Raw genomic sequence first — 6837 nt, 5'->3', positions numbered from 1 at the left:
TCGTTCAACATGGTTACAGATAGCCGTTGCACGACTATCAATAACCTTAATATTCGTAGCGCGGGTTCAATTGAATCAGTACTCACCTCACCCAATAGATCGTCAACCGCGCGCAGTTGAGGTTTCGTCATGCCTTGAATTTGACTGTCATCTGTCACACCACAAAGCAGGTTGCCGCCTTTCGCGTTGGCAAAAGCAATTAATTCATCCGCTAAATCGTTACGTTTTAGATGCGCAGGTTTACCGTTTTTGAACTCGAATTGTTTGAATTCCCAGTAATGATCTTCACCTAATCGAAGCCGCTTTCGAATTTCACTGTCACTCACAGACACAAACAATCGCTCCACTATGAACTGTACTGAATTATTCCAATTATCAAATGAATCATATTATCTAATTCTCCTGCATATTTCCAATTCACTTGATTCGGGGTCAGGCAATTTCTGAAACTGGCAAATGCTAACCGTTTTCACTTATTTGTCCTTGTGCATCATTTTCTTCCCGCTCCTGATTATCCAATTGTGCGACATTTGAGAGAATTCAACGTGGATTTCCAGGTCAGAATTTTGGCGCTTTTGCGCAGATATCTCCCTGGCTGTGATTTTGCGACAGCCTCCACCTGTGAATTCAGTAGACATCCGGAGTCGGGATGGTTACACTACCAATATTCGAGTCACTATTGGCAAAAAAGTGGCTTTTCAGATTCGACCCAAGCATTCAATTCCAATTGTCGCATCCTAAAACCATGCCTTTTGCACGCAGAACATGGATCAAGGCGGCGGGGCTCATCCTGTTGACTCCGGCATCGGCAGCGATGGCGGTAATGAAATTGACTCCGCGGCAGTCGGAAGGGCCGTTCTATCCTGTCAATTTTCCTGTTGACTCAGATGCCGACCTGATCTGGGTTGATGGGAAGTCTCGACCCGCGACGGGAACCATTGTTCATCTGACCGGTCAGGTAGTGAACGTTAACGGTGAGCCCATATCCGGCGCCAAGGTGGAAATCTGGCAGTGCGATGCCTTTGGCGCCTATAAACATCCCGCGGACAGGGGTGATGTTTCGGAACCGGAATTTCAGGGATACGGCGCGACAGGAACCTCGGCGCGAGGAGAGTTTCGCTTTCGCACCATTCGACCGGTCAGATACAGCGGCCGAACACCCCATATTCACGCAAAGATAACACCACCCGGCTCGCGCACTGTGACCACCCAGTTTTTTGTCGAGGGTGAAGCGGGAAATGCATCTGATTTTCTTTACCGGCGCATTCCAGAAGATCGGCGAGCGTTGGTTACAGCGCGATATCCTGCATCGCCCGAACAGTCCGATACAGTCATACCGAATTACACGGTGGTTGTGGCTTAGGTCCGACGCAGTTTAATCTGAGCTGTTGGGGTCACGGGTCGATTGCCCCCGATTCAAACTGAAAACACATCACCGTGATCGCAGACACTGACTCTCCAGTTTCTATAGAGCATGAACTTATCGGGTGCCGAAAGACTGGATAATCAATCGGATTCAATTGCCGTCGCTTACGTAAGCTTCCCAGTATTGCTTGGATAATCTTTTGGCATGTTCCAGATCGGAACTTGACATGGATTCCGACACTGTCTTCAGGAATTCGATTCCTTCCTCACTGCCGGTCTGCGTGGTTCCGATGTCAATCCAGGCATACGCTTCAACATCACTTTGGGGAACACCTTTCCCAAAGTGATACAGTTCCCCGAGTCTTAGCTGCGCATCGCCTGAACCCTGTTCGGCGGCCAGTCGATACAATCTCGCTGCCTCAGCATAGTCTTGTCGGACACCCTTGCCTGTGCGATATAGGAACCCCAGATTGAGTTGTGCCTGTGATGAACCCTGTTCAGCCGCTAAATCATACCACTTGGCCGCCTCAGAATGACTTTGCCGCAACCCGTCGCCATTGCGATACAGCGTTCCGAGATTGAACTGCGCCTGCGACAACCCCTGTTCGGCAGCCAGTCGATACCATCGCGCAGCTTCAGCTTGATCCAGCGGAACGTCCTTACCTCGATGAAGCAAATAGCCAAGATTCAGCTGTGCATCGGCTGCCCCCTGTTCGGCGGCCAGCCGGTACCATGCGATCGCCTCTGAGTGGTCTATGGGAACACGTTCGCCCAAGTGATACATGAGGCCGAGATAGTACTGTGCCTGGGCCAACCCCTGTTCGGCGGCCAGTCGATACAATCTGTCCGCCTCGGTATCGTCCTGTGGAACACCCTCACCCTTACGATACAGGATGCCAAGATTGAGCTGTGCCTGGGCCAATCCCTGTTCGGCGGCCAGCCGGTACCAGTGGGCGGCTTCGGCATGATCCGGCTCAATGCCCTCACCGTTACGATACAGGAATCCGAGATTGAGCTGTGCCTGGGCTAATCCCTGTTCGGCGGCCAGTTGATACCAGCTGATGGCTTCGGCGTGATTAGACGAAACACCCTTGCCCAAGTGATATAGGATGCCGAGATTGAGTTGTGCATCAGCCGAACCGTTTCTGGCAGCTTCTTTCAGTGTCCAAATATCCTGCTTCGGCGATGAGTCCTGCCCAATTGATTCCATTGGGTGAGTGACTGCGACCGTAACGATCATACCTACCCAAAACATTTTGAGGATCAGCGCAGGCAACTGAATTTTGTAGTGACTTCGTTTCATCGCAGAGGGTATGTCGTCCAGGACTAAACCGATTGGACAGTGGACACATTTGCACGCAATTCTATACCTGTCATGCTGTTCAGTCAATGCAGACGCGCGTCTGCCCGAACGCTGGCAGTCCTTACGCGACTGCCAAGCAAATTCGTTGGTCGAATCACGCGTTAACTTTGGTGAGTAAAGACCAATTAAGAAAAGCAGATTCCAGCAATTGGGGGTTGGCTTGCTGTTGAGACTGCGCAAACCGACCTGTCCTGGCGCTACAGTCTTCAATTGACCGACCAAGTTTGCGCTGGGTGAGCCGTGTGGCTGCAACCATGCGCACTGAGTACAGCCAAGCCGCGCCGGCCATTCATATTTCAATGCGACTGGACAGTTCAATTGATATAACAGTCTGCTCTTACCGACTGGTCAAACTGACTTATTCGAACAAACATGATTTTTGAATTGGCCCCCTGGGTAGTGGCGTGGTGTGCATTCGCGATGGCTTGCGGGGGATTCATCAAGGGTGTTCTGGGCATCGGCACCCCACTTCTGACGGTTCCGATGATGGCACTTGTACTGCCGGTTCATCACACGATTGTAATGATGGCCTTTCCGGTCGTTGTTGCGAATGTGTGGCAGGTTTACGATGCCGAAAAGCCGGTGGAAACAGTCACACGGTTCTGGCCGGCGTTTGTCGCGCTGGTTGTCGGCACCTGGGCGGGGGTCAAGATACTTTCCGGCACTGATGAAAAAACGCTGCTGTTGCTGGTTGGAATTCTGGTGATCGCCTTTACCATCTTGCAGGGATCACCGCGCAAGATCACGATACCGGCAAGGCTGGAAAAACCTGCCGGCGCGGTATTCTGCGGCACCGCAGGCGTGGTTGGAGGGCTGTCGTCCCTGTTCGGTCCGATGCTGATTCTCTACCTGGTGTCCCTGTCCACTTTGGAGAAGAACCGCTTCGTCAACACGATCAGTTTCTTGTATATCGGTGCAGTGGTGCCATGGGTTGCCATGCTGATTTTCGTCGGGGTGATGGACCGAAAACTCGCGATCTTGTCTGCGCTGGCTGTGATTCCATTGGTTGTTGGCCTCGCTGCGGGCCGCGCGGTGAGAAAGCATGTCGAGGAGACTGTATTCTACCGCCTGGTTCTGGGTGTGCTGATTCTGTCGGGGATCAGCATGATGTGGCGCGCCTGGCAATATGGTGCGAACTCGGCAATCGGTGGCTGAACATCAGGGAAATCTGCCTGAACTTGCGGCAGTCGTCCGAATTTACAAGCTCATGTCGGATCTTGTGGCCATCGGAGCATTGCCCGTCGCAGACGTTCAGCCTGTCATGTTCCAGCGCAATCCGAGCCTGAATGACCGCAACAGATTATCGAGTCGCAAGGATCACCAGTCCTCAATTGGATATGAGGACAGTTTCCTGCATCCGGTGTCCGTGATCACGACCTGCTCTTCGAGTTTCACGCCTTCTCCGCCATGAGCAGAGCCGATGAATGATTCGATACTGAGGGCCATTCCAACCTCAAAAATGCCATCAATCTCATGCTCATCGAAATCGAAGATGTACTTGATTGCCGGGTACTCATCGGTAAGGCCTACCCCATGAGCAGTGACGCCATACCGATGCCTCTTGAACTCATCCGGAAGCGGCCAGGCCATCTGCGCGAACTCATGGAAACTCAAGCCAGGCCGCAACAGATCAATGTTGAAGTGAATCTGTTCGTTGGCAAGCTGGTACAGACGCGCCTGATTCGGCTTCGGCCTGACCTCGCCGCAAATCCAGGATCTCGACATGTCGCAGATGTAACCGTAAGGTCCGATCATGTCAGTGTCGAAAGACACCATCTCACCTTTTTCGATCGGCTTCATGGAGCATTCATGGAACCACGGATTGGTTCGAGCGCCAGACGCCAGAAGTCGGGTTTCGATCCACTCGCCGCCCATGGCAATGTTGGTTTCGTGCAGTTTTGACCACAGTGCGTTTTCAGTGATACCCGGTTCCATCAATCGGCGCATTTGCGCAATCGCAATTTCACCGACATTGATGGAGTGTTGCAAAAGAGCGATCTCCTGGGTTGACTTCACCGACCGGGCAACTTCCATCAGCCCCTGGCCTTCGACCATTTCCAGCCCCGCGTGCTGCAATGCACCCGATGCTGTCAGGCCACAGCGGTCAACGGCTATCCTGCGGTTGTCGCCGGCACTCGATGCGACGACGTCCAACACCTCGCGGGCGAACTGACGGGCATTGTCATGGCAGCTTCCACCACCCCAAAAGAAAAAAATGGCGGCATCACGCGGTAATCATCGATTGTTGGAAGTTCTTGTGTTATATGAGGCCAATCCCCGAAGTCCCACAGGACAACGGGGCCCTCCGTCGCCACAAAGACACTGCGTGCATCATAGCGCGAGCAGAATATCTGCATGTTCGTTGTGTCGGTCGCATAGCGGATATTGACCGGATCAAACAAAAGTGCGCCGGCCAGGTCCCGATCCCTTAACTGCTGTCGAACCCGGTCGAGTCGATAAAGACGAACCCGGTCGAGGTCGACCGGAGGCTGAGTGAACTCCATCGCACCGTGCTGGCGAGCTGGTTTGTCATTCATGTGCGTGATTCCTCCCAATGACTGTCAGCACCAATAAGCGGAAGCCGACCTTGGAGACTCAGTCGGAGGCATACGTTGATGCGACACGCAAATTACACCTGCCGTGGAATCCAAGCGACGACCCCGCGGGCAAAATTCCGCGATATTTTAACTGTTCGCAAACCCGATTGAACTCAATTTTCAATGCGGAAAATCGACCACCTCGCAACTCGGACCGCATTGCCGGACACAGTATCGTGACAGACTCCTGGGTCAAGGATTTGACCGGCCTGAGGGAACCAAATGAACTTCGCCTGCCAGTTTGAAAGACAGCAATCTGGACCCTGGTCGCAACAACGATTCAGTCAGTGAATGGTCGAAAACTTTCACCGACGGGTCACTGTGGCGGCACTGACTCGATCACGTGGACAATGCCGACTGTACAAACACCGGAATGAGCGTCAGTCAGTCCTCGACGAAGTTTTCGTGCGGGCTGAAGTTGCGGTTCAAAAGTGCCGCAGAGCAAGCGATAGACGTTCACCGCCTGAGCAATTCCGGTCGCACCGGGCGCTCCGCCCTGTCCGATCAGGCCGCCTGACAGGTTAACCGGCAACGCTCCGTCGGAAGAAAATCTTCCCGCTTCCATTTCCGGACCCGCTCGACCTGACGGACACAGTCCGAGCGCTTCGATGCCTTGAAGTTCCGCGCCACTGAACGCGTCATACACCTCAGCAACATCAATCTCCCTGCCAGGGTCCGTAACCCCCGCTTGTGAATAAGCCTGCCGAGCGGCTTGTGACTTCGCCGAAAACATATGTGCCGCACTGCGATCCCCAAGTCGTACCGAATCGGTACTGCAACCGCTCCCTGTGATCCGTATTGAATGCCGACGGCCAGCACCGCCATTTTCGGCTGAAAGGACGACTGCCGCCGCACCATCGCTGATCACCGAACAGTCCAGAAGGCGATATGGGTCGCTGATGACATCGGATTGAAGAACATCATCCACTGTGATGTCCATAGGTTTGTGTGCAAACGGGTTGTACATTGCGTTCCCATGATTTTTTACCGACACCAGCGCAGCCTGTCGTGAATTGGCGTTGAGTTCCCGGCAATAGAGCTTGAACGAGAGGGCATACAGATTTGCCGTACTGATTCCGCTCCAACCTTCGATGTCGGCATCAAACGAAAGGCTGTAGACTCTTTGCACGCCTGCTCGCGACAGTCGACTTGCAGTCTGATCGTAACCGATGACCAGGACATTTTCGGCAAGGCCTGAACAGATCTGGATGTATCCCTCGCGCAATGCGGCCGCACCGCTCGCTCCACCGGCCTCGACATGAACTGCGGCTGCCCCCAGCAGTCCCAGTTCATCCGTGACCAGTGCCGCCGGACTGACTTGCAGGGACAGCATGTCGCTCTCACTGGCTACGATGACCGAGTCAACCTGGGACCTTTCGAGCTGTGCCTGTTTCAGTGCGTCTTGGCCGACGAGTCGAATCCAGTCCCGAAACGTCGAGCCATCCCGATAGCGCCGAAACGGAATCATGGATGCTCCGGTTATGAAAGGTCGAAGGCTTTTATCCATCGCGG

The 6837-nt window shown here is 53.5% G+C and carries 7 protein-coding genes; 2 read left to right on the top strand and 5 right to left on the bottom strand.

Translation table 11 applies throughout. The features are described 5' to 3' along the window. Window positions 1–326 (bottom strand): ATP-binding protein (locus tag OXI60_01215; GenBank protein MDE0308438.1); only part of this gene is annotated, 326 nt, incomplete at its 3' end. A 323-nt stretch (window positions 327–649) separates the two neighbouring features. Here OXI60_01215 and OXI60_01210 point away from each other — a divergent pair. Then, window positions 650–1363 (top strand): protocatechuate 3,4-dioxygenase, encoded by a 714-nt coding sequence (locus OXI60_01210; protein ID MDE0308437.1) that lies wholly within the window; start codon window positions 650–652, stop codon window positions 1361–1363. 153 nt (window positions 1364–1516) lie between these two features. Here the strand turns inward: OXI60_01210 and OXI60_01205 are convergent, their stop codons facing one another. After that, the gene (locus OXI60_01205) at window positions 1517–2575 is read right to left on the bottom strand and encodes a tetratricopeptide repeat protein (GenBank protein ID MDE0308436.1); all 1059 of its coding nucleotides are present in this window, start codon (window positions 2573–2575) and stop codon (window positions 1517–1519) included. 525 nt (window positions 2576–3100) lie between these two features. Here OXI60_01205 and OXI60_01200 point away from each other — a divergent pair. After that, window positions 3101–3883, top strand: a complete 783-nt coding sequence (locus tag OXI60_01200; GenBank protein ID MDE0308435.1) for a sulfite exporter TauE/SafE family protein — start codon at window positions 3101–3103, stop codon at window positions 3881–3883. A gap of 162 nt (window positions 3884–4045) precedes the next feature. Here the strand turns inward: OXI60_01200 and OXI60_01195 are convergent, their stop codons facing one another. From OXI60_01195 to OXI60_01185, 3 genes are all read right to left on the bottom strand, one after another. Next, window positions 4046–4882 (bottom strand): M24 family metallopeptidase, encoded by an 837-nt coding sequence (locus OXI60_01195; GenBank protein ID MDE0308434.1) that lies wholly within the window; start codon window positions 4880–4882, stop codon window positions 4046–4048. Continuing rightward, window positions 4840–5265 (bottom strand): aminopeptidase P family N-terminal domain-containing protein, encoded by a 426-nt coding sequence (locus tag OXI60_01190; protein MDE0308433.1) that lies wholly within the window; start codon window positions 5263–5265, stop codon window positions 4840–4842. Before OXI60_01190 ends, OXI60_01195 begins: the two co-directional genes overlap by 43 nt. 376 nt (window positions 5266–5641) lie before the next feature. Continuing rightward, on the bottom strand, window positions 5642–6832 hold the full coding sequence (locus OXI60_01185) for a thiolase family protein (GenBank protein ID MDE0308432.1): 1191 nt from the start codon (window positions 6830–6832) through the stop codon (window positions 5642–5644). Window positions 6833–6837 lie beyond the last annotated feature (5 nt).

The organism is Acidiferrobacterales bacterium, assembly GCA_028820695.1.
Classification (GTDB): Bacteria; Pseudomonadota; Gammaproteobacteria; order Arenicellales; family JAJDZL01; genus JAJDZL01.
The sequence above is the reverse complement of the archived record's forward strand: the minus strand, read 5'-3'. Positions and strand labels throughout refer to the sequence as shown.

Coding starts and splice junctions, on each gene's coding strand:
- OXI60_01210 (MDE0308437.1), top strand. CDS start 650: ATGGTTACACTACCAATATTCGAGTCACTATTGGCAAAAAAGTGGCTT.
- OXI60_01200 (MDE0308435.1), top strand. CDS start 3,101: ATGATTTTTGAATTGGCCCCCTGGGTAGTGGCGTGGTGTGCATTCGCG.
- OXI60_01205 (MDE0308436.1), bottom strand. CDS start 2,575: ATGGAATCAATTGGGCAGGACTCATCGCCGAAGCAGGATATTTGGACA.
- OXI60_01185 (MDE0308432.1), bottom strand. CDS start 6,832: ATGGATAAAAGCCTTCGACCTTTCATAACCGGAGCATCCATGATTCCG.
- OXI60_01190 (MDE0308433.1), bottom strand. CDS start 5,265: ATGAATGACAAACCAGCTCGCCAGCACGGTGCGATGGAGTTCACTCAG.